A 21,369-nucleotide genomic window follows, 5' to 3' on the forward strand; every position below is an offset into this window, starting at 1 on the left:
ATTCCCGTCTCCACCGGGCAGAAGGCTCAGGTGGCGCAACCGTCCCCTGTCCCGCCTCCATCCCTTCCCTTTCCTCGACGAGGCACCCTAGGCGTCCCCCTCCGGCTCCCCCCGGGACCGCAGCCCGCCCGCCGTCGCCTGTCCTTCCGCGATCCGCAGGTCCAGCCGGGTGTCCTCGCTGTCCAGCGTCTCCTGCACCCGGCGCAGCACGGCGTCGTCGATGCGCCCGGCGTCCCGCAGGGCCACCAGCCGGGTGCGCTTCACCCGGATCAGCTCCTGACGCAGGCGCAGTTCGGTGTGGTGGGCCGGTGGTTCGACCGTGCGCAGGCTCTCCGCGTACGAGCCCAGCTCCGCCGCGAGGCGCCGCTCCACCTCGGGCGTCGCACCGCACCACGCCGCCCGCTCCCGCAGCGCCTCCAGCGCGCCCGCGGTCATCTCCTGGCGCGCCAGCAGCTCCTCGCCGGCCTCGGTGGGGTCCGGGGGCAGCCGCGACCACCGGATCACGGCGGGCAGGGTCTGCCCCTGGAGCAGCAGCGTCGCCACGATGACCACGGCGGTCACGAAGACGATCACGTCCCGGTCCGCCAGCCGCGTACCGTCCGACGCCAGGATCGGTACGGCGAGCGCGGCCGCCAGGGACACCCCGCCCCGTACCCCGCCCCAGGCGACCGGCATGCGCTGCCGGGCGCCGATCCGCCGGGCCCGCTGCTGCGGGCGCCGGTCCACGGCCCGGATCAGGTACGGCGTGGTGTACAGGTACGCCAGCCGGGTGACGATCACCGCTCCCGTGACGGCCGCCGCGAGCGCGACGGTGTCACCGTGGCCGAGCGTCGGCAGCGACCCGATCACGTCGGGCAGTTGCAGGCCGACCAGCACGAACAGCGACCCGTTGAGGAGGAAGGTGGTGACCTGCCAGAACGCCATGCTCTGGATCCGGCTGCTCGCGGGCATCAGCAGCGGGCTCTGCCTGCTGAGGATCAGCCCGCACACCACCACCGCCAGGACGCCCGACACGTCGGCCAGTTCCGCGGGGACGTACACGGCGAACGGTGTGAGGACACTGAGCCCGCTCTCGATCGCGGTGTCGTGGACCCTGCGCCGTACGCCGATCACGAGCAGCGCGACCGCCGCGCCGATCGCCGCCCCGCCCACGTACGACAGGACGAACCGCAGGATCGCCCCGCCCCACTGGAAGGAGTGCTCACCGGTCGCGATCTCCACGGCCACCGCGAAGACCGCCAGCGCCGTACCGTCGTTGACCAGGCTCTCGGCCCGCATGGTGGTGAGCGTCCTGCGGGGCATGCCGCGTGCCACGCTCGCCACCGCCGTCGCGTCGGTGGGGGCCAGCACGGCGCCGAGGACGAACGCCAGCGGCCACGCCATGCCGAAGCCGTGCGCCGTCGCCGCCACGGTGAACGCCGTGAGCAGCACCAGGCCCACTGAGAGCAGCACGATGACCCGGAGGTTGGCCAGGATCTGGTGGAGCGAGATCTTCAAGGACTCCGCGTACAGCAGCGGCGGCAGGAAGATCAGCAGGATGAGGTCGGACGACAGGTGCACGGAGCGGAACTCCGGGACGAGCCCGATCAGCACGCCGCCGACGAGCAGGGCCACCGGCTCGCTGACCCGCAGGCGGTTGGCCACCCAGGTCAGCAGAAGAACGGCCGTCACCAGGACGACGGCGATCTCCAGTCCCTCCATCGGGGGGTCTCCCGTTCCGCGCCGCGCGCCATGGGCCGATTTGTGCCGATACCGTACCGCGATGAGTTCCGGGCGCCGCGACGGTCACCACCCACAGCGGACGACAGTCGCGCGCCATCGACACCACGAGGAGACCGTCATGCCCCGCATCACTCCCAATCTCTGGTTCGACACCCAGGGTCAGGAAGCCGCCGAGTTCTACGTCTCGGTCTTTCCGAACTCGAAGATCAGGAACATCTCGTACTACGGCGAGGAAGGCCCGGGGAAGGCGGGCACGGTGCTGACCGTCGACTTCGTGCTCGACGGCCAGGGCTACCTCGCGATCAACGGCGGCCCCCAGTTCACCTTCGACGAGGCGGTCTCCTTCGCGATCGACTGCGCCGACCAGGCGGAGATCGACTACTACTGGGACAAACTCTCCGAGGGTGGCGAGGAGGGCCCCTGCGGCTGGCTCAAGGACCGGTACGGCCTGTCCTGGCAGGTGGTCCCGGCGGCGATGGCGGAGCTGATGGCCGACCCGGACCAGTCACGCGCCCAGCGCGCCATGAAGGCGATGTTCGGCATGAAGAAGCTCGACATCGCCGCGCTGCGCGCGGCCGCCGACGAGGCCTGAGCGAGGAGATCGCGTACCGGGAACGGTGCCAAGGGTTGACAGTGCTCAGTCATAAAGCCACTCTCGCGGGAGAGCGCTCTCCGTGGTCGTTCCCGGCCGCGGGGCGACGCGTCCTGAGTCTGTGTCCTGAGTCACCGACAGCCGCCCCGCACGCGCCGTCGCCGACCGTGTCCCGGCGTTGTGGTGGAGAGGCATCACACCCGTGGAGACCCGCATGCGCCTCCTGTCCTCGTTACTGCGAACCGTCCGGCGCCGCAGACCGCTGCTCGCGGTGGCCGTCGCGATGAGCCTCGCGGCGGGCGGTGCCGCCGCCACCTCGGCCGGCACCGCCCAGGCGGCCGACACCCTGCTGTCGCAGGGCAAGGCCGTCACCACCTCCTCGACCGAGAACGCCGGAACCCCGGCCTCCGCGGCGGTCGACGGCGACGCGGGGACCCGCTGGTCCAGCGCCGCCGCCGACCCGCAGTGGATACGGGTCGACCTCGGCGCCACCGCCACCATCAGCTCCGTCGTCCTCAACTGGGAGACGGCGTACGCCACGTCGTTCAAGATCCAGGTCTCGGGCGACGACCAGAACTGGACCGACGTCCACTCCACGACCACCGGCCCCGGCGGCAACCAGACGATCGCCGTCAACGGGAGCGGCCGCTACGTGCGGATGTACGGCACCGCCCGCGCCACCGGCTACGGCTACTCCCTCTGGGAGTTCCAGGTGTACGGCACGGCGGGCGGAGGAGGAGGCCCCACCCCCACCGGCACCCCGATCTCCGCCTACAAGCAGGTGTCCGCGTCCACCTGGGAGGGCGCCAACGCACCCGCCGCGGCCCTCGACGGGCGGACCGACACCCGGTGGTCGAGCCAGTTCGCCGACAACCAGTGGTTGCAGGTCGACCTCGGCGGAGCCGCCACCATCACCGGCGTCGAGCTGAACTGGGAGTCCGCGTACGCCTCCGGCTACCGCGTCGAGCTGTCCGACGACGGTACGAACTGGACCGTGGTCCACACCACCACCACGGGCAAGGGCGGCGTCGAACGGCCACCCGTCACCGGCAAGGCACGGTACGTCCGGCTGTTCGCCACGACCCGGGCCACCGGATACGGCGTCTCGCTCTGGGAGTTCCAGGTCTTCGGATCGGTCGACAGCTCCACCGCCACCGCGCCGCTGCTGTCCCCGCCCACCAAGGCCCCCGGCACCCTCAACCAGTTCGCGCTGTCCGCGCCCGCCGACCGGGCCATGGTGACGAGCACCCGCCGCCCCGCGTTCTCCTGGGCGGCCGTCCCCGGCGCCGCCCGCTACGAGGTGTGGCTCAACGTCAGCCGTACCGACTACGACTTCACCGCGTCGGGCAACCTCCTCGACCTCTACACCAAGGTCGCCGAACCCACGGGCACCACCTACGCGCCCACCTGGGACATCACCGACCGCTGGACCTACAAGTGGTACGTCGTGGCGGTGAGCGGCTCCGGGGCGCGGACCACCTCCAACATCCGTACGTTCAGCCTCTACAAGCCCGACATCGAGACCGTCAGCGACGGCGTCGGCCTCGTCAACGGCGCGCGCGACCTCAACAAGAACGGGACCCTGGAGCCGTACGAGGACTGGCGGCAGCCGGTCGAGACCCGGGTCAGCGATCTCCTCGGCAGGATGACACCGGAGGAGAAGGCCTACCAGATGTTCTACAACGTCCAGGCGTTCCCGCGCTCCGGCTGGCACTTCGGCCCGGCCCAGCCCGCCGACCTCCACGACATCCTGCTCTCCACGGCTGCCACCCGGCTCGGCATCCCGCCGGTGTCCGCCGGTGACACCACGGCCGGCTACCAGACCACGTACCCGCTCCAGAGCACACTGGGGGCGAGCAAGGACTACCCGCTCGACTACCAACTCGCCGACATGCAGCGCAAGGAGCAACTGGAGGTCGGCGCGCGCGGCACCCTCTCGCCGCTCGCCGAGGTCGGCACCAAGGTGCTCTACCCCCGCATCCAGGAGGGCGGCGGCGAGAACGCCGACGCCGTCGGGGCGCAGCTGCGGGCCCTGGTCTCGGGCCTCCAGGGCGGACCCGAGCTGAACCCGTCCTCCGTCCTCGCGACCGTCAAGCACTGGCCCGGCGAAGGAGCCGGCGGTGAGGCGGGCATCGTCTACGACGGGGTCACCATCAAGTACCACATGATCCCGTTCCGGGCGGCGATGGAGGCCGGGGCCGTCAACATCATGCCGGGCTACGCGGGCAGTTCGTTCCTCGACCCGGGCGGGCCCGGCGCGGGCGACAGCGCCAAGATCCTCGCGTATCTGCGGCAGAACCTCGGCTACACCGGCCTCATCACCACCGACTGGCTGCCCTCGGGCGCCTGGGTGAACGCGGCCAACGCCGGGTCCGACGTGATGGGCGGCGCCGACCCGGGCGCGGCCGGCTTCACCATGGCGGGCTTCCAGCAGCAGGTGCCGATCGCGCGGATCAACGACGCGGTGACCCGGATCCTGCGGCTCAAGTTCCAACTGGGCGTCTTCGACCGGCCGTACGGCGATCCGGTCAACGGCCCCTACCGGTTCCACCAGCCGAGTTACGTCGCCCTCGCCAACAAGGCGGCACGCGAGTCCAACACCCTGCTCAAGAACAACGGCGTGCTGCCGGTCCGGCTCAACCGGGGCGACAACATCGTCGTCGCGGGCGCCCGGGCCACGGACGGCGCCGCGTGCTGCATCTGGTCCAGCTACTTCCACCCCAACTACGGTTCACTGACCACGCTGGAGGCGATCAGGGCGAGAGCCGCGACCGCCGGGGTCAACGTGTACCAGGACAGCGGTCCGGCGCCGAAGCTGGCGATCGTGGCCGTGGGGGAGCCGTCGTACACCCACGCCACCTCGTGGCCGAACACCCAGCCGTATCTGCCGGCCGATCAACTCGCCCTGATCCGGAACTTCAAGAACCAGGGGATCCCGGTCGTCGTGGTGCTCACCCTGCCGCGGCCGATCGTGATCAGCGAGTGGAACGGCCTCGCGGACGCCATCGTGGTCACCTACCGGGGCGGCGAGGAGGTGGGTCCCGCCACGGCCTCGCTGCTCTTCGGCGACTACACCCCGCGCGGGAAGCTGCCGTGGCAGATGCCGAGGAGCCTCGACCAGGTCCTCAAGCCGGGCGGCGGTGACGTCCAGGCCGACTCCAACGAGAAGTGGGACCTGCCCTACGACCTCGGCGCGACGGACGCGGAACGCGCCGACATCAGGGCGAAGATCGACGCGGGCCAGCCGGTGCCGCCCACGTACGGGAATCCGCTCTACCAGTACGGGGCGGGGCTGACGGGCTGGAACTGACGCGCCGACATCGGCGACCCGGGTCCGCGGACGCGTCTCAGGGCGTGTCCGCGGGCCCGGTGGCCTCGGCGCTTGCCTCGGCGGGGTCGGCCTGGCCGGTGGAGTCGGCCTCCTCGGCCCCGTCGGTCGTCAGGGTCGACTCCGCCGGGATCCAGCGGTGCGTTCCGGTGTCGTAGTCATAGGCGGGGCGGCCCCGGAGGCCGCTCGTACGGAACGGCTTCCCCCGGTCGTCGATGCGTACGGTGCCCGAGCGCGCCCCACTGCTCCACTCCAGCTCCAGGTACCACTCGCAGTCGCAGGTGACCGTGCGGCCGGTGGCGAGCAGGATCTCGGGGTCCGTGGCCGAGACCTTGTAGGGGAAGGAGACGGCGGGGATCGGCTCGCCCGCGTCGTTGCCCGCCTTGGAACGGGCGATCGGGCGCGACGAGTCGAGGTCGACGTCGAACAGGCGGGGCGTGATGGAGCCACCGCAGCCGGGGCTCATGTTGTACGCGTTGTACGGCAGGGGCGCTCGCTTCGCGGCGATCCGCACGTGCAGGGCCTGGAGCACCACCGCCGTGTCGCTCTTGCCCTGCACGGTGACCCTCACGCTGCTCTCCCCGGCGTCCACCGCGCCGACGGACCGGGCCCAGGGCTCGGCGTCGGACTCGGTGGGGGGCGGGGGGACGGTGGCCGGGGAGCGGTTGACGAGGAAGGCGTGCCCGCAACCGCCCTCCCATACATAGCGGTTGGTGCTCCAGGTGAAGGGAGTGCCGCCGCTGTCCCCGCCGCCTCCGCCGTTGCCTTTGGCGGTTCCCGTGCCGGGGGCCTTCCCGCTGTTCGTGGCGCCCGGGCGGGGGCTGCCCGTCGTCCGGGGACGGCCCGACCGGGGCGCTCCGGGGGAGGCGGAGGCGGTTTTGGAGGCGCTGGGGGAGGGGGAGCCGTCGGCGGTGGCGCCGCCACCGGACGGCGGCGGGGCGCCGGTGGTCCGCTCGGCGGGCGGTCGTTCGGAGGCGCGCTGCCGGTCGGCGACGGAGAGCGGCGAGCGGTCGAAGGCCACGAGGAGGACCAGCGCGAGGACGGCCGCGCCGACGGCGGAGTAGCCGGTACGGCGCACGAGGCGGCGGCGCGCGGGAGCGGGAGGGCCGACGGCGAGGACGTCCGTTCCCTCGCCGGGCCCGGCTTCCTCGTCCACCTCGGCGGGATCCGCGGCCTCCACGTCACGCGCGTCGTCCACGTCATCCGCGCCGGCCGCCCCGGCCTCCGCCCCTGCCGCGGCTCCCGCCTCTGCCCCCGCCCCGACCCCCGCTCCCGCGCCGGCCTCCTGACGTCTCCGGCGCTCGATGTCGGCCCGTACCCACAGGCGGTGAAGGGCGATCAGGTCGTCGGCCTCGCAGCCGCACAACCGGGCCAGCCGTTCGATCGGCGCGAACTCCACCGGCACCGTCGCCCCCGAGCAGTACCGGTGCAGCGTCGAGCCGCTCACCCCCACCCGGCGCGCCAGCGCACCGTAACTACGGCCGGAGCCGTCCCGGATCTCGCGCAGCCGTCGCGCGAACGCGTCGGTCTCCGCGTCCTTCGGCGTACCCACAGCGTGCCCGCTCCCCCCTGCCGTCACAGGACGGCGTTCCACCCCTACTGAAGAGTCCCACGTCAAAGGGGGTGGAACGGTTCCATCGTTCCACGGACCGCTCAGGTCCTTGCGGCCGTCCCACGCGCCGTCGAAGCTGGTGATCGTTCAGCCAACGACGAACACGGGGGAAGTCCTTCCATGATCACCAACAGGTTCCGCGCCGCCGCTCTGACCACAGCGGCCCTCGGGATGACCGTCGCCACGATCACCGCCGCCACCGCCACTCCCGTCGCACCCGCCTTCCTCTCGGCCTCCCAGCTGCCGGCCGCGAGCACACCGTGGATCGCCGGCCCGGCGCAGTCGGGGGCGGCCGACGACTTCTGCGTGGACGGGGTCGTACCGGACGCGAACAGCAGGCACCGCGAGTTCAGGACCGACCTGGACACCGGTGCCCGGCAGACGATCACGGTCGCCGCCAGCGAGACCAAGGCGAAGGCGCTGGCCACGAAGCTGCGTACCGCGATCGAGGGGTGCCTCGACCGGCTCCGGGCGGAGTACCCGGGGCTTCAGGGCGAGGCGTTCTACCACGGCCGGATCAACGTCGAGGAGGGCGCGGACGTGTACAGCATCGACACCGCCGACCCCGAGGTCGGCTCAACCGACATCGCGCTCTACTCGGTCGGCCGCGACGGCAGGGCGGTCACGGTGATCGGCTGGGGCCAGCTCGGCGACCTCGACGGAGCGCCCCTCAACGGCTTCCGCACCACCACCCGCACGGCGGTGGCCAAGCTCTACTGACCCCTTCCGCACCACACGCGTAACACGCGTCACAGACTGTCCGTCAGGAACCCCAACGGCTCCTGACGGGCATCTCGGGGGAGCGAGCGGGCTCCGGACCGGACCACTCCGGCCCGGAGTCCGCTTACCCCGTTGTCCGCCTCACGACCGAGACCGACGACGCTCACCCGAGGCTCGCCGCGAACGCCCCACCCTTTGCTTCTGCTTCCGTCAGCTGCACCTTGCCCCGGTGGGACACCTCCACCTGGTAGAAGTCCTTTCTCGCAGGCACGTTTTCGACCGATACGTCGAACGTGCAGGAGCGGGCGTCAGCGTCGAACTCCGACAGCACCAGCGAACTGGTACCGACGACGGCACCTGCGGCGTCGTACACCGTCACCGAGGTGCCCAGACTGATGTCGTCGTAGCCGCCCGTGCCCTCGCAGCCTCCGATCCCGTCGTCCACCGCTCCGTCGGCAAGGACAAATTCCCCGGTGAGGGTGAAGGTGTCGGCCGCCGAGGCGCCACTGTCGGCGACCGCGCGAGCGGGGGTCGTCCTCTCGTTCACGTCGTCGGTGTCGGTGACGTACCAGGCGGTGCCGACGGCCGCCGCGCCGACGAGGGCGCCGACGAGGGCCGCGGTGAGAGTCCGGGCCCGTGAGGGTCGAGCTGGACCGTTCGGCTCGGGTGCGTTCGGTGGCTCCGGCGGGGGCTCCGGTGCGGTCGGTGGCAGGGGCGGCGGTGCGGGCGGTTCTGTGGTCATGGGTCTTGTCCTCGGAAGGCGCACCGAAATGCGGTGAGGGACGCACCGGCGGCGGTACGGAAGGGATGGTGGCGGACTCGGCCCGAGGGGTCGTTCGGGCCGGGGCCGTGACGTCTCGCCGGATCAGAAGTTGCCGTTCGTGATCAGGTCCCCGTCCTTGCCGTAGACCGTGACGAGGCCGTTCTCCGAGTCCTTCCAGTCCGCGAAGGCGGAGGCGATCAACTTGGCCTGGCTGGCGTTCTCGCTCATGAAGCCACCGGAGTAGTCGGTGTAGATGTCGACCGAGTCCAGGATGTCGTTCTGTTCGTCGGCGCCCTGGACCTTCGTGACGTGCTCGACGGCGGACTTCTCCGTGTCGAGGCCGTTCTTCGTGACGAAGGCCTTGAACCGGTCGGCCGCGGACCGTTCTTCGGCCGGGGCGGCGGGCTTCTCCTTCGCCGCGGGCGCGGCATCGGCGTCCTTCGCGTCCTTGGCGGGGGCGTCCGCCTTCTTCTCCGGGGCCACCGCAGCCGTGTCGGACGGCTTGCCGCCGTCGCTCCCGCCGGCGGCGATGCCCACAACGACGACGAAGGCGAAGACCCCACCGATGACGGTCAGCACCTTGTGGCGGGCCACCCAGGACTTCTTCGGCTCCTGCGGCGCTTGGTAGGGAGCCGGGCCCTGACCCGGGTACGGCGCCTGCGGCTGCTGGTACGCGTACTGCGGGGGCTGACCCGGGTGGTGCGGCTGTCCCTGGGCAGGCTGCTGGGGCTGGTTCGGGTACTGCTGGGTCACGTGAGGATCCCCTCGGATCGGTCGGCTGTCGCGGATCGTGGGGGATTGGTGACTCTACGGGTCAACTGGGTTTTGGGTGAGGGATGTTGCGGAATTGGGCGAAATCAGGTGACGATTCGTCACCTCGCCGCCCGGGGTGACCCGCAGACCGCGGCGAAGCCCTGACCTGACCCCTGCGTGGTCCAGACCTATTGACCGAAGGTCTGGACCAAATTACCGTTCGGCGGAACACCCAAGGACGTCTCCGGGCCCTCGCGGGCCGGGAGTTGGCCGGGTCCCCCCACAGACCCGCCATGGACGGCCGGCCCGATCTGGTGCCGCCTGCCATGGCCAGAAGGGACTACCGCATGATCGGTCGGACCATACGCATCCTCGGCGCCGGACTCGCGCTCGCCTTCCTCGCGCAACTGCCGGCCGCCGCCGCGCCGAGCGCGCCGCAGGCCGAGACCTGCGCGGTCAAGTCGAAGCCCGCGGGCAAGGTTCTCCAGGGGTACTGGGAGAACTGGGACGGCGCGGCGAACGGCGTCCACCCCCCGCTCGGCTGGATCCCCCTCACCGACAGCCGCATCGCCGCCCACGGCTACAACGTGGTCAACGCCGCCTTCCCCGTGATCCGTTCGGACGGCACGGTCCTCTGGGAGGACGGGATGGACGCGACGGTCAAGGTCGCGACCCCGGCCGAGATGTGCCAGGCCAAGCAGAACGGCCTGACGCTCCTGATGTCGATCGGCGGCGCCGCGGCCGGCATCGACCTCAACTCCACCGCCGTGGCGGACCGTTTCGTCGCGACGATCGTGCCGATCCTCAAGAAGTACAACTTCGACGGCATCGACATCGACATCGAGACCGGACTGGTCGGCAGCGGCACCATCACCAAGCCGTCCCCCTCGCAGGCCAACCTGATCCGCATCATCGACGGCGTCCTCGCCCAGATGCCCTCGAACTTCGGCCTCACGATGGCCCCCGAGACGGCCTACGTCACCGGCGGGTCCATCACCTACGGCTCGATCTGGGGCTCGTACCTGCCCATCATCAAGAAGTACGCGGACAACGGCCGCCTCTGGTGGCTGAACATGCAGTACTACAACGGCAGCATGTACGGCTGCTCCGGCGACTCGTACTCCGCCGGCACCGTCGCGGGCTTCACCGCCCAGACCGACTGCCTCAACAAGGGACTCGTCGTCCAGGGCACCACCATCAAGGTGCCGTACGACAAGCAGGTCCCGGGACTCCCCGCCCAGGCGGGCGCGGGCGGCGGCTACATGGCGCCGAACCTGGTCTCGCAGGCCTGGAGCAAGTACGGCAACGGCCTCAAGGGCCTGATGACCTGGTCCATCAACTGGGACGGTTCGAAGAACTGGACCTTCGGCAACAACGTGAAGACGCTGTTCTAGCCCGGCGACCCGGACCCGCGCATCACCAGGTCGCAAGGGGGCCGGTCCTTTCGAGGACCGGCCCCGCTGTACGTTCACACCCCCACGCCCACGCCGCCGGGACCGTAGGCGGGGACGGGGAAGCGGGCCGACATGGTGTCGAACGTGCGCTGTTCGGCGGTGCGTCGCGAGGTGAACTCGGGCGTCGCCGTCGGACCGTACCCGACTTCCGGATGGGTGCCGTCCAGCAGCGGGAAGACGGTGTCGCAGAAGTCGTCCGGGTCCGCGCCGTGCGCCTGGCCGGGCCCGGCGAGCGCGGTGGCCACCGCCGGGGGCATGAGCTCCACCACGCGGAGCGGGGTGGCCTTCAGCGCGTGCCGCAGGTTCACGGTGTAACTGTGCAGCGCGGCCTTCGCGGCGCTGTAGAGCGGGGCGAACGGCTGGGGGAAGAAGGCCCCGCCGGAGGTGACGTTGATCAGGACGCCGGGACGGCCGTGGGCCAGCATGTGCGGGACGAGCAGCCGCCCGAGGTGCACCGGTGCGGCGAGCAGGATGTCGATCTCGTTCTGCGCCTCGGCCCAGGGGGAGTGGTCGGAAGCGATGCCCACACGCCGCTGGACGCCGGCGTTGTTGATCAGTACACGCAGTTCCGGCAGGGTCCTCCGGACCTGATCGGCCAGCTGCTCCCGTCCTTCCGGGGTGGCGATGTCGTTCGTGAAGGTCTCGATGCCGGGGAGGCGGTCGGCCACCGCGGCGAGCCGGTCGGGGCGGCGGCCGGTGATCATGACGCGGTGTCCGGCGGCGAGATGCCGTTCGGCCAGGCCCAGACCGATGCCTGATCCGCCGCCGGTGATGAGCACGGTCTGCCGCTGCGAGCGTTTCGTTTGGGTTTCCATGTAAACCATCATGCGCCCGTTCGTGTTTACATGGCAACCGCGAGGTAGGGTGTGCCCATGACGCAGCCCCTGGACGATGCCGAGATGGCACGGTGGATCGCCTGGAAGCAGGCGAACGACGCGGTTCTCGGCGCGGTCGCGCAGGAGATCCACGATGCGTCGGGGCTGTCCGCGCCCGACTTCGCGGTCCTCTCGCGCGTGATCGAGAACGGCGACGGCCGCATGCCCCAACTCGACCTCGGCGCCATGCTGGACTGGAAACGCGCGCGTCTGTCGCGTCAGCTGTCCCGGATGGCCGAGCGGGGGCTCCTCCGGCGTGAGGACGGACCGGGCAGGCGCGTGCTGGTCGTTGCCACGGACGAAGGTCGTACGGCCCTGTCCGTCGCCCGCCCGGCGCACGCGCGGGCGGTCCGCCGTGCCCTGCTCGCGCGCACCGGCCCGGCCGGCGGCGACGCCTTCTGGCAAGTCGTCCAGGACATCGCCACGCCTCCGGAGGCGGCCTCGTAGGCCTCGGGGATACTTGACCGATCGTTTCCGTATCTCCTAGGGTTCGGGCATGCCCAGGACCAAGGAATTCGACCCGGACGCCGCGCTGCGGTCAGCCCTCGACCTGTTCTGGCAGCGGGGGTACGAGGCGACCTCGATGGCGGACCTCGTCGAACGCCTCGGCATCGGGCGCGCCAGCGTCTACGCCACCTTCGGCAGCAAGCACGAGCTCTATCTGAAGGCGCTGGACCGGTACAACGAGAGCCGGGACGCGGAGCTCCTGGCGGAACTGTCCCGGCCCGGCCCCGTGCTGCCGGCCGTACGGACGGTGGTACGGCGGTTCGCGGCCGAGGCGACCTCCGAAGAACAGCGTGGCAAAGGGTGCTTCGTCACCAACACCGCCACCGAGCTGGGCGCGCGGGACCCGGCGGCGGCCCGCAGGGTCGAGGCGAGCTGGGCCCACCTGGAGACCCTGCTGCACGCGGCGCTCGCGCGGGCCCGCGCCCAGGGCGAACTGTCCGAGGACCGCGACCCGCGCGCACTCGCGCGGATGCTGCTGGTACTGATGCAGGGCCTGCGCGTGGTCGGCAAGGCGTCGGACGACCCGGGCCGGGTGCGGGACGCGGCCGAGCAGGCGCTGGGACTCCTGGACTGAACGACCGGACGACGGAACGACTGAACCGAGCCTGACGGCGCCTGAATTGTGGAACGATCGGTCAATTAACAGGGCGGCCCCCGTCCGTGTGCTCCTGCGACCTTCGCCCCACCACCCCCCGGCAGCCCCCGCCCGACCAAGGAGTCAGCACGATGACCGCACGCTTCGCCGGCAAGACCGTCCTCGTCACCGGCGCGGGCTCCGGCCTCGGCCGGGCCGTCGCCCTCGCGTTCGCCGCCGAAGGAGCCTCGGTGGTCGTGGCCGGACGCACCGCGCCCGCGCTCGACGAGACCGTCGCCCTGATCGGGAAGGCGGCCGGTACGGCGGTCGCCGTCACCGCCGACGTCACCCGCTCCCAGGACGTGGAAGCCCTGGTCGCCCGCACCGTCGAACACTTCGGCGGTCTCGATGTCGCCGTCAACAACGCGGGGATCTTCCGGGGAGGGACGCCTGTGGCGGACCTCCCGGAGGAGGACTGGCGCACCCTGCTCGACGTCAATGTCACCGGAGTCCTGTTCTGCCTCCAGGCCGAAGTCGCCCGGATGCGCCTCCAGCCCACCGGCGGGGCGATCGTCAACATCGCCGCCAACCTCGGCGCGCACCGCCGTGTCCCGGGCCTGGCCGGCTACATCGCCACCAAGGCGGCCGTCTCCGCGCTGACCCGGGCCGCCGCCCTGGACCACATCGCCGAGGGGATCCGTATCAACGCGGTGAGCCCCGGCCCCTCCGCCACGCCGATGTCACTGCGCCCCGGTGAGACCGACGCCGACCGCGCCGAGCGCATGAAGAGGGTCTCCCCGCTGGGACGCGTCTCGTCCACCGCCGAGATCGCGGCGGCGGTGCTGTACCTGGCCTCACCGGACGCCGCCTCCGTGGTCGGCAGCGACCTGGTCGTCGACGGCGGCGCCGCGGCCTAGAAACAGACCCGTCGGCCACTGGTTCAGCCGCGGTCGGATCGCGGCTCCGCGGTGCGCTCCAGCGCGAGCGTGCCCAGGAGGGCGAGCGCCTCGGCCGAAGGGGTCGCCGCGTCGGCGTGATAGGCGACCAGGGTCTGGCCCTCGGTGCCGGCGACGACCAACTTCTCGCGGTGCAGGACGAGTTCGCCCACCTCGGGGTGGTGCAGCCGGACCGGGCCGCCGCGAGGGCGTACCACGTCCTGGCGGGCCCAGAGGCGGCGGAAGTGGTCGCTCTTCAGCGACAGCTCGCCCACCAGCGCGACCATCCGCGGGTCGTCGGTCTCGGTGCCCATGGTGGCGCGGAGCTGGCCCACGGCCGCCGCGGTCGCGTGCTCCCAGTCCTCGTGCAGCTCCTTCTCGGCGGGGTCGAGGAACGCGGCGAGCAGCCGGTTCGCGCCGGGCCGCATGTGGGGCGAGAGGGCCTGAGCCGGGCCGTTGGCCGCGAGCACGTCCAGGTAGTGGTTCTGGACGAAGGCCGGCATGGGCAGGGCGTGGAGGAAGCGCAGCGTCCCGGCCGGGACCGTCTCGGGTGTACGGCTGCGCCGTCGCGGCCTGGGCCGTACCAGGGCGAGGGCGTACGCCTGCTGGTCGCCGTCCAGGCGCAGGACGCGGCCGATCGCTTCGAGCACCTGGACCGACGGCGTACGGTCGCGGCCCTGCTCCAGGCGGAGGTAGTAGTCGGTGCTGACGCCGGCGAGCAGGGCGACCTCCTCGCGGCGCAGGCCCGGGGTGCGCCGGTGGCCGAGGCTCTCCAGCCCCACGTCCTCCGGGCGCACCCGCTCCCGGTGCGCGCGCAGGAAGTCACCCAGCGCGTTCGGAACGGTCGGTGTCTCCATGCTTCCCAGGGTAGGCACCGGGACCGGCGCTGTGACTGTCCCGGATTGTCCCAGGAAGACGGGGGCCCTCCCTGCCGGTCCGTCGCGCGACAGCCTGGTGGACGGCGGGCCGCGGAACGGCGGCCCGAGCCGCACCGGCTCGGACGCCACGAGAGCAGGGAGCAGCAGATGAAGCAGGTCAAGCAGGTGAAGCAGGTCAAGCTCGGCGGGGGGCTGACCGTCTCGGCGGAAGGCCTGGGCTGCATGGGGATGAGTTCGGTGTACGGCCACGCCGACTGGGACGAGTCGGTGGCCACGATCCGCCGCGCCCTCGACCTGGGCATCACCCACATCGACACCGCCAACGCCTACGGCCAGGGTCACAACGAGGTCCTGGTCGGCCGCGCGGTCGCCGGCCGCCGGGACGACGTCACCCTCGCCACCAAGGTCGGGATGGACTTCACGACAGGCCGCGGCAAGGTCGTCATCAACAACGACCCCGCCCACATCAAGGCCGCCGCCGACGCGTCGCTGCTCCGCCTGGGCACCGACCGTATCGACCTGTACTACCTCCACCGGGTCGACCCCGGCGTTCCGCTGGAGGAGTCGGTCGGCGCGATGGCGGAACTCGTCGCCGAGGGCAAGGTCCGGCACCTGGGCCTCTCCGAGGTCAGCGGCGAGCAGTTGCGGGCGGCGTACGCGGTGCATCCGATCGCTGCGGTGCAGAGCGAGTACTCGCTGTGGACGCGCGACCCGGAGACCGTCGTCGCCGGCGTGGCCGCGGAGCTGGGGGTCGGGCTGGTGGCGTACGCCCCGCTGGGGCGCGGCTTCCTGACCGGAACGGTCGACGCGGGCGCGCTGGCCGCCGACGACGGGCGGCGCCGGCTCGCCCGGTTCACGGCGGAGGCCGCCGCCGCGAACCAGGCCCTCGCCGACGTGGTGAAGGAGATCGCCGCGGCCAGGGGTGTCCACGCGGGGCAGGTGGCCCTCGCCTGGGTCGTCTCCCGGGGCGAGCGGCTCGGCACCCCGGTGGTCCCGATCCCCGGCACGAAGCGGGTGACGTGGCTGGAGCAGAACGCCGCGGCTCTCGACGTCGAGCTGAGCGCCGGGGACCTCACGACCCTGGACGCGCTGGCCGCCGGCGTGGTCGGCGCCCGGTACTGAGGCGTCGCCGACCCCACCCGTCGTACGATCCTCGACGAGCTCGCGGACAGGTCCGGGCAGCCGCTGTTCGAGATCTGCTGGAGGCCGCCGCCCGACACCTCCACCCCTGGACCGGAAGAGAGCACTCCATGAAGATCCGTCTGACCAGCGTCTTCGTCGACGACCAGGCCGAGGCCCTGCGCTTCTACACCGAGATCCTCGGTTTCGTGAAGAAGCACGACGTCCCGGTGGGCGGGGAGCACCGGTGGCTGACCGTCGTCTCGCCGACCGAGCCCGGCGGCACCGAACTCCTCCTGGAACCCGCCGGCCACCCCGCCGTCAAGCCCTACCGCGACGCCCTCGCCGCGGACGGCATCCCGAGCCACCAGTTCGCCGTCGAGGACGTACGGGCGGAGTACGAGCGACTGCGCGGCCTCGGCGTCGTCTTCACCCAGGAACCCCTGGAGGCGGGCCCGATCACCACCGCCGTCCTCGACGACACCTGCGGCAACCTCATCCAGATCGCGACCCAGCCGGAGTAAGCCACAAAAGCGAACGGCCGGGCGTCCGCACCATCGGTGCGGGCACCCGGCCGCTCAGGTTCGGCGGACGGACCGTCAGCCGAGCGTCGCCAGCGCCTGGTTGAAGGTCGCCGACGGGCGCATGACCGCCGCCGCCTTCACCGGGTCGGGGCGGTAGTAGCCGCCGATGTCGACGGGCTTGCCCTGGACGGCGATCAGTTCCTCCACGATCGTCGTCTCCTGCTCGGAGAGCGTCTTGGCGAGCGCCGAGAACGCCTCCGCGAGCTGGACGTCATCCGTCTGCCGGGCCAGCTCCTGGGCCCAGTACAGGGCCAGGTAGAAGTGGCTGCCGCGGTTGTCGATGCCACCCACCCGCCGGCTCGGCGACTTGTCCTTGTCCAGGAACGTCCCCGTCGCGCGGTCGAGCGTGTCCGCGAGCACCTGGGCGCGCGCGTTGCCCGTCGTCTGCGCGAGGTGCTCGAAGCTGACCGCGAGGGCGAGGAACTCACCCAGGCTGTCCCACCGCAGGTAGTTCTCCTTGATGAGCTGCTGGACGTGCTTCGGCGCCGAGCCGCCCGCGCCGGTCTCGAACAGCCCGCCCCCGTTGATCAGCGGCACGACGGAGAGCATCTTGGCGCTCGTGCCGAGCTCCAGGATCGGGAACAGGTCCGTCAGGTAGTCACGCAGCACGTTGCCGGTGACCGAGACCGTGTCCTCGCCGCGGCGGATCCGCTCCAGGGAGAACGCGATCGCGTCGACCGGCGCCATGATCTCGATGCGCAGGCCCTCGGTGTCGTGCTCGGGCAGGTACGCCTTGACCTTCTCGATGAGGTTCGCGTCGTGCGCGCGCGTCTCGTCCAGCCAGAACACGGCCGGGACGCCCGTCGCGCGGGCGCGCGAGACGGCCAGCTTCACCCAGTCACGGACCGGCACGTCCTTCGTCTGGCACATGCGCCACACGTCACCGGCGCTCACCGCGTGCTGGAGCACGACCGCGCCGGCCGCGTCGACCACCCGTACCGTACCGGTGGCGGGGATCTCGAAGGTCTTGTCGTGGCTGCCGTACTCCTCCGCCGCCTGCGCCATCAGGCCGACGTTGGGCACGGAGCCCATCGTCGCCGGGTCGAAGGCGCCGTGCGCGCGGCAGTCGTCGATGACGACCTGGTAGATGCCCGAGTAGCTGCTGTCGGGGATCACCGCGAGGGTGTCGGCCTCCTGGCCGTCGGGGCCCCACATGTGACCCGAGGTGCGGATCATGGCCGGCATCGAGGCGTCGACGATGACGTCGCTCGGCACGTGCAGGTTGGTGATGCCGCGGTCGGAGTCGACCATCGCCAGCGCGGGGCCGTCGGCCAGCTCGGCGTCGAAGGACGCCTTGATCGCCGCGCCGTCGGGCAGCGCGTCGAGGCCGCCCAGGATGCCGCCGAGCCCGTCGTTGGGGCTCAGGCCGGCCGCCGCGAGCGTCTCGCCGTACTCGGCGAACGTCTTCGGGAAGAAGGCCCGTACGACATGGCCGAAGATGATCGGGTCGGAGACCTTCATCATCGTGGCCTTGAGGTGCACCGAGAACAGCACGCCCTCGGCCTTGGCGCGCGCCACCTGCGCGGTGAAGAACTCACGCAGCGCCGCCACCCGCATCACCGAGGCGTCCACGACCTCCCCGGCCAGCACGGGCACGGACTCGCGCAGGACCGTCGTCGTGCCGTCGTCCCCGGCCAGCTCGATCCGCAGCGAGCCTGCCTCGGCGATCACCGCGGACTTCTCACCGGTACGGAAGTCGTCGGCGTCCATCGTCGCGACGTTCGTCTTCGACCGCGGGTCCCAGGCGCCCATCGAGTGCGGGTGCGCCTTCGCGTAGTTCTTCACCGAGGCCGGCGCGCGGCGGTCGGAGTTGCCCTCGCGCAGGACCGGGTTGACGGCGCTGCCCTTGACCTTGTCGTACCGCGCGCGGACGTCCCGGTCCTCGTCGGTCTTCGGGTCGTCGGGGTAGTCCGGCAGCGCGTACCCCTGCTCCTGGAGCTCGGCGATGGCGGCCTTGAGCTGCGGGATGGACGCCGAGATGTTCGGCAGCTTGATGATGTTCGCCGCGGGCGTCTTGGCCAGCTCGCCCAGCTCGGCGAGCGCGTCCGCGACGCGCTGGCCCTCTTCCAGACGCTCGGGGAAGCCCGCGATGATGCGCCCGGAGAGGGAGATGTCGCGGCTCTCCACGGTGACCCCGGCCGTCGCGGCATAGGCCTCGACCACGGGCAGGAACGAATACGTCGCCTGGGCCGGCGCCTCGTCGGTGTGTGTATAGATGATGGTCGAGTCAGTCACCAGGTGCTCCGCTCCACGTCTGCGACATTGCTTGATATCAAGATATCCCGTGGACGCCCACCTCTGGCCAGGGCCCTGCCCGCTCCGTCCGGCCGGGCCGGTCACCGTTCTCCCCGAAGCGGGCCCAACGCACCACCGAACCATGCATATAGTTGGTTCCAGGACAAATTCCAGGACAAAAGGGTCCCCTGTCCGTCCGTACCGCCCCGCCGGTACCCGCCAGCGCCGTCGCATGAGTGCTGTCCCGCCAACGCCGCCGAGGAAGGGCAGACCACATGGAGCGCCGCAGCGCCCGATCCGCGCCGGACCGTGACGCGACCCTCCAGGCACTGGGCGCCGACCTCAGGGCGGCCCTCCCCAGGACGCTGGCGGCGAACCGGATGGGCGGATTCCTGCGCGACCTGCGATCCGACCTGATCTTCCTGGACGAGGGCGCCCTCGCGGTCTTCGACCTCCCGCCCGACGGCTTCGACGGCCGCCCGGAGACCCTCTACGCGCGCATGGTGCCCGAGGACGTGGCCGGCTTCCGCGAGATGGTCTCCCGGGCCCGGTCCGAGCCCGGCGACTACGGCACGTACTTCCGCATCCTGGGCGCCGACGGCACCATCCGCTGGGCGCACACCCAGGGCGTCGTCGAACGGGACGCCGAGGGCAACCCGCTGCGCGCCATCGGCATCGTCAGGGACGCGAGCGCCGAGCTGCGGCACGTCGCCCAGCAGGCCGTCCTGGAGCCGCAGCGCCGCCATCAGAACGACGTGGTCACGGCGACCACCGCCGCCCTCTCCCGGGCGCTGACCGTCGAGGACGTCCTCGACGCGCTCACCAGCCGGGAGATCCTCGGCCCGGTGGGCGCCCAGGCGATCTCCCTCACCGTCCTCGACCAGGACCGGCTGCGCCGTATCGCCGTCGCGAGCCTGCCCATGACGATGCGGGAGGAGATGGAGTTCTCCCGGATCGACGCCGACCTGCCGGTCGCCGAGGCCTTCCGCAGCCACCGCCCCGTGTTCATCACCCGGGCGAGCGTCGAGGCCGAGTGGCCGCAGCTGTGGCCGCACGTCAAGGACACACCCCTCACCGCGGGCGCGATCCTCCCCCTGATCGCCCAGGCCCGCCCCACCGGCGTGCTGTCGATCATGTACGAGGGCAAGACGGCGTTCACCCCCGAGGAACAGAACCTCCTGCTCGCCCTCGCGGCCACCATCGCCCAGTCCGTGCAGCGGGCCGCGCTGTACGACGAGGAGCACGCCATGGCCGTCGGGCTCCAGCAGTCGATGCTGCCGGCGACCATCCCCGACATGCCGGGCGTACGGGTCGCCGTCCGCTACCAGCCGGCCCGCACCGGCCATCAGATCGGCGGCGACTGGTACGACGTCGTCCCCCTCAGGGGCGGCCGGGTCGGCCTCGTCGTGGGGGACGTCCAAGGACACGACATCCAGGCGTCCGCCGTCATGGGCCAGCTGCGCACGGCCCTGCGCGCGTACGCCGCCGAGGGGCACGCCCCGGCGGCCGTCATGGCCCGTGCGTCGAGGTTCCTCCAGGACCTGGACACCGACCGCCTCGCCACCTGCATCTACGTCGACCTCGACCCGGCGACCGGCCGGGCCCGGCTGGTACGGGCCGGGCACCCGGGCCCCGTGATCCGCCACGCCGACGGCAGCAGCAGCAGTCCCGACGTGGCGGGCGGGCTGCCGTTCGGGCTCCTCCAGTACAGCGACGCGCCCTACCCCACCACCGAGCTGGTCCTCGGGCCCGACGAGACGCTCCTGCTCTGCACGGACGGACTGCTCGAATTCCGTGGTGAGGACATCGATGTCGGGGAGCGCCGGATCAGGAGCGCGCTGTACGACGGACCCGGCGACCTCGACCGGCTGGCCGAGTACATCGTCGACACGATCGAGACCAGGCAGGGCCAGGAGGACGACGTGGCCCTGCTGCTGGCCACCCTGGCGCCGGGGCGGGACACCGCCGCGTAACGCGTCCTCCTAAGGAGGGCAGGGCAACGCGCCCTCCTAAGGACGCTCGTCCGGACCGAACACCCACGCGTGGGCCGCGTCCGCCGTGAAGGCCCGCTGGCCGCCCGGGAACAGCAGCCCGGCCGTGGCGTACACGGGATCGCCGGCCAGGGCGGCGACGTACGGGACGGCGACGCAGCGCATGCCCGCCGCGCGCGCGGCCTCCACCCCCGGGATCGCGTCCTCCAGGACCACACACTCGGCCGGCGCCGCCCCCAGCCGCCGGGCCGCCTCCAGGAACACGTCCGGGGCGGGCTTCCCGCGCGGCACCTCCTCCGCGGAGACCGTCGTCGTGAAGTACGCGTCCAGCCCCGTCACGTCCAGCACCGCGGTGATGGCCTCGCCCGACGACCCGGACGCCACCGCCATCCGTACACCCTCGGCATACAGCCGCTCCACGAACTTCCGCATCTCCGGGAACACCTCCGTGGAGGCGCGCACCAGGTCCAGGTAGAGCGCGTTCTTCTCGGCCAGCAGCCGCTCGACGGGGGCGTCGATGCCGTACTCCCCGCGCAGCGCCACCAGCGTCTCCCCGGTGCTGATCCCGATGAAACGGCTGTGGTGCTCCCACGTGTAGTCGTCGACGCCGTACCGGGCGAGCAGCCGCCGCCCGGCCTCGTAGTAGTTGGGTTCGCTGTCGATCAGGGTTCCGTCGAGATCGAAGATGACCGCCGGGACGCGCGAAAGGCTCATGTCCCCAGCATGC

18 protein-coding genes are annotated in these 21,369 nt (G+C 71.5%); 10 read left to right on the forward strand and 8 right to left on the reverse strand.

Annotated elements, in window-relative coordinates; genetic code table 11:
• Positions 1-87 precede the first annotated feature (87 nt).
• Entirely contained in the window at positions 88-1,701 is a 1,614-nt protein-coding gene (locus HA039_RS31135) for a Na+/H+ antiporter (protein ID WP_167035003.1), read from the reverse strand.
• Positions 1,702-1,840: 139 nt separating this feature from the next.
• On the opposite strand from HA039_RS31135, the gene HA039_RS31140 reads away from it, so the two are divergent.
• The gene (locus HA039_RS31140; protein ID WP_167035005.1) at positions 1,841-2,314 is read left to right on the forward strand and encodes a VOC family protein; all 474 of its coding nucleotides are present in this window, start codon (positions 1,841-1,843) and stop codon (positions 2,312-2,314) included.
• 214 nt (positions 2,315-2,528) lie between these two features.
• On the forward strand, positions 2,529-5,624 hold the full coding sequence (locus tag HA039_RS34550; RefSeq protein ID WP_208298741.1) for a discoidin domain-containing protein: 3,096 nt from the start codon (positions 2,529-2,531) through the stop codon (positions 5,622-5,624).
• Between the two features lie 37 nt (positions 5,625-5,661).
• Here the strand turns inward: HA039_RS34550 and HA039_RS31150 are convergent, their stop codons facing one another.
• On the reverse strand, positions 5,662-7,194 hold the full coding sequence (locus tag HA039_RS31150; protein ID WP_167035008.1) for a helix-turn-helix domain-containing protein: 1,533 nt from the start codon (positions 7,192-7,194) through the stop codon (positions 5,662-5,664).
• Positions 7,195-7,374: 180 nt separating this feature from the next.
• On the opposite strand from HA039_RS31150, the gene HA039_RS31155 reads away from it, so the two are divergent.
• Positions 7,375-7,974 carry a hypothetical protein gene (locus tag HA039_RS31155; protein WP_167035010.1) on the forward strand — a complete coding sequence of 200 codons (600 nt, stop codon included), beginning with the start codon at positions 7,375-7,377 and terminating at the stop codon, positions 7,972-7,974.
• 163 nt (positions 7,975-8,137) lie between these two features.
• Here HA039_RS31155 and HA039_RS34270 read toward each other — a convergent pair whose 3' ends face one another.
• Together HA039_RS34270 and HA039_RS31165 are read right to left on the reverse strand one after the other, a co-directional pair.
• Entirely contained in the window at positions 8,138-8,716 is a 579-nt protein-coding gene (locus HA039_RS34270) for a hypothetical protein (RefSeq protein ID WP_243869862.1), read from the reverse strand.
• 123 nt (positions 8,717-8,839) lie between these two features.
• Positions 8,840-9,490, reverse strand: a complete 651-nt coding sequence (locus tag HA039_RS31165) for a hypothetical protein (protein WP_341830044.1) — start codon at positions 9,488-9,490, stop codon at positions 8,840-8,842.
• Positions 9,491-9,837: 347 nt separating this feature from the next.
• Here HA039_RS31165 and HA039_RS31170 point away from each other — a divergent pair, with 347 nt between their 5' ends.
• Positions 9,838-10,884, forward strand: a complete 1,047-nt coding sequence (locus HA039_RS31170; RefSeq protein ID WP_167035012.1) for a chitinase — start codon at positions 9,838-9,840, stop codon at positions 10,882-10,884.
• 74 nt (positions 10,885-10,958) lie between these two features.
• On the opposite strand, the gene HA039_RS31175 is transcribed toward HA039_RS31170, so the two are convergent.
• Complete coding sequence (locus tag HA039_RS31175; protein ID WP_167035014.1) at positions 10,959-11,759, reverse strand: SDR family NAD(P)-dependent oxidoreductase; 801 nt, start codon at positions 11,757-11,759, stop codon at positions 10,959-10,961.
• 57 nt (positions 11,760-11,816) lie between these two features.
• Between HA039_RS31175 and HA039_RS31180 the strand changes: the two genes are divergently transcribed.
• The 3 genes from HA039_RS31180 to HA039_RS31190 all read left to right on the forward strand — a co-directional run bounded on the left by HA039_RS31180 (position 11,817) and on the right by HA039_RS31190 (position 13,817).
• Positions 11,817-12,266 carry a MarR family winged helix-turn-helix transcriptional regulator gene (locus HA039_RS31180; protein ID WP_167035016.1) on the forward strand — a complete coding sequence of 150 codons (450 nt, stop codon included), beginning with the start codon at positions 11,817-11,819 and terminating at the stop codon, positions 12,264-12,266.
• A gap of 49 nt (positions 12,267-12,315) precedes the next feature.
• On the forward strand, positions 12,316-12,900 hold the full coding sequence (locus HA039_RS31185) for a TetR/AcrR family transcriptional regulator (protein ID WP_167035018.1): 585 nt from the start codon (positions 12,316-12,318) through the stop codon (positions 12,898-12,900).
• Between the two features lie 152 nt (positions 12,901-13,052).
• A complete protein-coding gene (locus HA039_RS31190; protein ID WP_167035020.1) occupies positions 13,053-13,817 on the forward strand; it encodes an SDR family NAD(P)-dependent oxidoreductase in 765 nt (254 codons plus the stop codon).
• Between the two features lie 23 nt (positions 13,818-13,840).
• Here the strand turns inward: HA039_RS31190 and HA039_RS31195 are convergent, their stop codons facing one another.
• Positions 13,841-14,692: a helix-turn-helix transcriptional regulator gene (locus HA039_RS31195; RefSeq protein ID WP_167035022.1), complete on the reverse strand. Its 852-nt coding sequence runs from the start codon at positions 14,690-14,692 to the stop codon at positions 13,841-13,843.
• A gap of 168 nt (positions 14,693-14,860) precedes the next feature.
• Here HA039_RS31195 and HA039_RS31200 point away from each other — a divergent pair, with 168 nt between their 5' ends.
• Positions 14,861-15,835: an aldo/keto reductase gene (locus HA039_RS31200; protein ID WP_167035024.1), complete on the forward strand. Its 975-nt coding sequence runs from the start codon at positions 14,861-14,863 to the stop codon at positions 15,833-15,835.
• Between the two features lie 128 nt (positions 15,836-15,963).
• On the forward strand, positions 15,964-16,356 hold the full coding sequence (locus tag HA039_RS31205; protein ID WP_167035025.1) for a VOC family protein: 393 nt from the start codon (positions 15,964-15,966) through the stop codon (positions 16,354-16,356).
• Positions 16,357-16,431: 75 nt separating this feature from the next.
• On the opposite strand, the gene HA039_RS31210 is transcribed toward HA039_RS31205, so the two are convergent.
• Positions 16,432-18,651, reverse strand: coding sequence for an NADP-dependent isocitrate dehydrogenase (locus HA039_RS31210; protein ID WP_167035027.1), 2,220 nt, complete (start codon positions 18,649-18,651; stop codon positions 16,432-16,434).
• 275 nt (positions 18,652-18,926) lie between these two features.
• On the opposite strand from HA039_RS31210, the gene HA039_RS31215 reads away from it, so the two are divergent.
• Positions 18,927-20,624 (forward strand): SpoIIE family protein phosphatase, encoded by a 1,698-nt coding sequence (locus tag HA039_RS31215; protein WP_167035029.1) that lies wholly within the window; start codon positions 18,927-18,929, stop codon positions 20,622-20,624.
• 36 nt (positions 20,625-20,660) lie between these two features.
• Here the strand turns inward: HA039_RS31215 and HA039_RS31220 are convergent, their stop codons facing one another.
• Complete coding sequence (locus HA039_RS31220) at positions 20,661-21,356, reverse strand: HAD family hydrolase (RefSeq protein ID WP_167035031.1); 696 nt, start codon at positions 21,354-21,356, stop codon at positions 20,661-20,663.
• Positions 21,357-21,369: the final 13 nt, after the last annotated feature.

Origin of the sequence: Streptomyces liangshanensis, from assembly GCF_011694815.1 — a bacterium.
Classification (GTDB): domain Bacteria; phylum Actinomycetota; class Actinomycetes; order Streptomycetales; family Streptomycetaceae; genus Streptomyces; species Streptomyces liangshanensis.

Coding starts and splice junctions, on each gene's coding strand:
- HA039_RS31135 (WP_167035003.1), bottom strand. CDS start 1,701: ATGGAGGGACTGGAGATCGCCGTCGTCCTGGTGACGGCCGTTCTTCTG.
- HA039_RS31140 (WP_167035005.1), top strand. CDS start 1,841: ATGCCCCGCATCACTCCCAATCTCTGGTTCGACACCCAGGGTCAGGAA.
- HA039_RS34550 (WP_208298741.1), top strand. CDS start 2,529: ATGCGCCTCCTGTCCTCGTTACTGCGAACCGTCCGGCGCCGCAGACCG.
- HA039_RS31155 (WP_167035010.1), top strand. CDS start 7,375: ATGATCACCAACAGGTTCCGCGCCGCCGCTCTGACCACAGCGGCCCTC.
- HA039_RS34270 (WP_243869862.1), bottom strand. CDS start 8,716: ATGACCACAGAACCGCCCGCACCGCCGCCCCTGCCACCGACCGCACCG.
- HA039_RS31170 (WP_167035012.1), top strand. CDS start 9,838: ATGATCGGTCGGACCATACGCATCCTCGGCGCCGGACTCGCGCTCGCC.
- HA039_RS31175 (WP_167035014.1), bottom strand. CDS start 11,759: ATGGAAACCCAAACGAAACGCTCGCAGCGGCAGACCGTGCTCATCACC.
- HA039_RS31180 (WP_167035016.1), top strand. CDS start 11,817: ATGACGCAGCCCCTGGACGATGCCGAGATGGCACGGTGGATCGCCTGG.
- HA039_RS31185 (WP_167035018.1), top strand. CDS start 12,316: ATGCCCAGGACCAAGGAATTCGACCCGGACGCCGCGCTGCGGTCAGCC.
- HA039_RS31190 (WP_167035020.1), top strand. CDS start 13,053: ATGACCGCACGCTTCGCCGGCAAGACCGTCCTCGTCACCGGCGCGGGC.
- HA039_RS31195 (WP_167035022.1), bottom strand. CDS start 14,692: ATGGAGACACCGACCGTTCCGAACGCGCTGGGTGACTTCCTGCGCGCG.
- HA039_RS31200 (WP_167035024.1), top strand. CDS start 14,861: ATGAAGCAGGTCAAGCAGGTGAAGCAGGTCAAGCTCGGCGGGGGGCTG.
- HA039_RS31205 (WP_167035025.1), top strand. CDS start 15,964: ATGAAGATCCGTCTGACCAGCGTCTTCGTCGACGACCAGGCCGAGGCC.
- HA039_RS31215 (WP_167035029.1), top strand. CDS start 18,927: ATGGAGCGCCGCAGCGCCCGATCCGCGCCGGACCGTGACGCGACCCTC.
- HA039_RS31220 (WP_167035031.1), bottom strand. CDS start 21,356: ATGAGCCTTTCGCGCGTCCCGGCGGTCATCTTCGATCTCGACGGAACC.